Here is a 1,917-nt window from a genome sequence, read left to right on the forward strand (position 1 = left end):
AATGGCGGCCTTCGCCCAGTTCGGTTCGGACCTCGACGCCTCGACCCAGAAGCTCCTCAACCGCGGTGCGCGCCTGACCGAGCTGCTCAAGCAGAAGCAGTTCTCGCCGCTGAAGTTCGAAGAGCAGACCGTGTCGATCTTCGCCGGCACCAACGGCTACCTCGACAACCTGCCGGTCGCGAAGGTCACCGAGTACGAAGCCGAAATGCTCAGCTTCATGCACGAAAAGCACGCCGACGTCCTCGCGCTGATCCGCACGACCAAGGACTTCGGCGACGAAGCCAAGAGCAAGACCAAGGCCGCGCTCGACGCTTTCGCCAAGCAGTTCGCTTAAGAGAAACCGTCATCCCGGCAAAAGCCGGGATCGCAGGCGGTCTTGAAGCAGCCTTGCCAAAAGGCCTCGCCTAAAGACCGCCACCGATCCCGGATCAGGTCCGGGAAGACGAAACGAGGAACAACGAGTGGCTTCGCTCAAGGAACTCAAGGGCCGCATCAACTCGGTCAAGTCGACCCAGAAGATCACCAAGGCCAAGCAGATGGTCGCCGCGGCCAAGCTGCGCAAGGCGCAGGCCGCCGCGGAGTCCGCGCGTCCCTACGCCGCCCGCCTCGCCGAAGTGATGGGCTCGCTCGCGGGCAAGATCACGGTCAGCGAAAACAGCCCCAAGCTGCTGGCCGGCACGGGTAGCGACAAGGTGCACCTGCTCGTCGTCGCGAACTCGGACAAGGGTCTGTGCGGCGCATTCAACTCCAACATCGTCAAGGCTGCGCGCCTCAAGGCGAAGGAACTGGAAGCGCAGGGCAAGACCGTCCTGTTCTACCTGGTCGGTCGCAAGGGCCGCGCGCCGCTGCGCCGCGAGTTCCCGAAGCAGATCGCACACATGTTCGACACCACGGACGTGCGTGATCCCGGCTTCAACGAAGCGGAACGCGTCGCCAACGAACTGGTCGCCCTTTACGAGGCCGGCAAGTTCGACGTGGCGCACCTGTTCTACTCGAAGTTCCGTTCGGCCCTGGTGCAGGAACCGACCGACCAGCAGATCATCCCCGTTCCCGCGCCGAAGGCCGTTGCCGCTACGGCCGGTGCCGATGCGGTGACCGAATACGAGCCGGAAGAGGAAGAGATCCTCGCCGCGCTGCTGCCGCGCTACCTGCGCACGCAGCTCTTCGGCGCCCTCCTGGAAAACGCCGCCTCCGAACAGGGTGCGTCGATGACCGCGATGGACAACGCGACGCGCAACGCGGGCGACTTGATCAAGAAGCTGACCATCCAGTACAACCGCAGCCGCCAGGCCGCGATTACGACTGAACTCGTTGAAATCATTGCTGGCGCGGAAGCGCTGTAAGTAACCGCAGGCAAGGAAACCAAAATGGCCACCGCACCCGTGCTAAACCTGACCGCCACTGGCAAGATCAGCCAGATCATCGGCGCCGTCGTCGACGTCACCTTCGAAGGTGAACTGCCGGCGATCCTCACCGCCCTCGAGACCGAGAACAACGGCCAGAAGCTGGTTCTCGAAGTCGCGCAGCACCTTGGCGAGAACACCGTCCGCACCATTGCCATGGACGGCACCGATGGCCTGACCCGTGGTCAGCCCGTCGCCAACACCGGCAAGCAGATTTCGGTCCCCGTCGGCCCGAAGACCCTCGGCCGCATCATGAACGTCGTCGGCGACCCGATCGACGAGCGTGGTCCCGTCGGTTCGGATATGTTCGCCCCGATCCACGCCGAAGCTCCGGCTTTCATCGACCAGTCGACCGAAGCCTCGATCCTGGTCACCGGCATCAAGGTCATCGACCTTCTCGCCCCTTACGCCAAGGGCGGCAAGATCGGCCTGTTCGGCGGCGCCGGCGTGGGCAAGACGGTTCTCATCCAGGAACTGATCAACAACATCGCCAAGGGCCATGGCGGCACCTCGG

The 1,917-nt window shown here is 63.7% G+C and carries 1 protein-coding gene and 2 pseudogenes; all 3 read left to right on the plus strand.

Annotated elements, in window-relative coordinates:
* Positions 1-334 (plus strand): annotated as a pseudogene (locus RT424_RS24420) (F0F1 ATP synthase subunit alpha); the annotation flags it as partial.
* A gap of 127 nt (positions 335-461) precedes the next feature.
* A complete protein-coding gene (locus tag RT424_RS24425; protein ID WP_313443497.1) occupies positions 462-1,343 on the plus strand; it encodes a F0F1 ATP synthase subunit gamma in 882 nt (293 codons plus the stop codon).
* Positions 1,344-1,367: 24 nt separating this feature from the next.
* A pseudogene (locus RT424_RS24430) lies at positions 1,368-1,917 on the plus strand (F0F1 ATP synthase subunit beta); the annotation flags it as partial.

The organism is Novosphingobium sp. (genome assembly GCF_032093395.1).
Lineage (GTDB): Bacteria > Pseudomonadota > Alphaproteobacteria > Sphingomonadales > Sphingomonadaceae > Novosphingobium.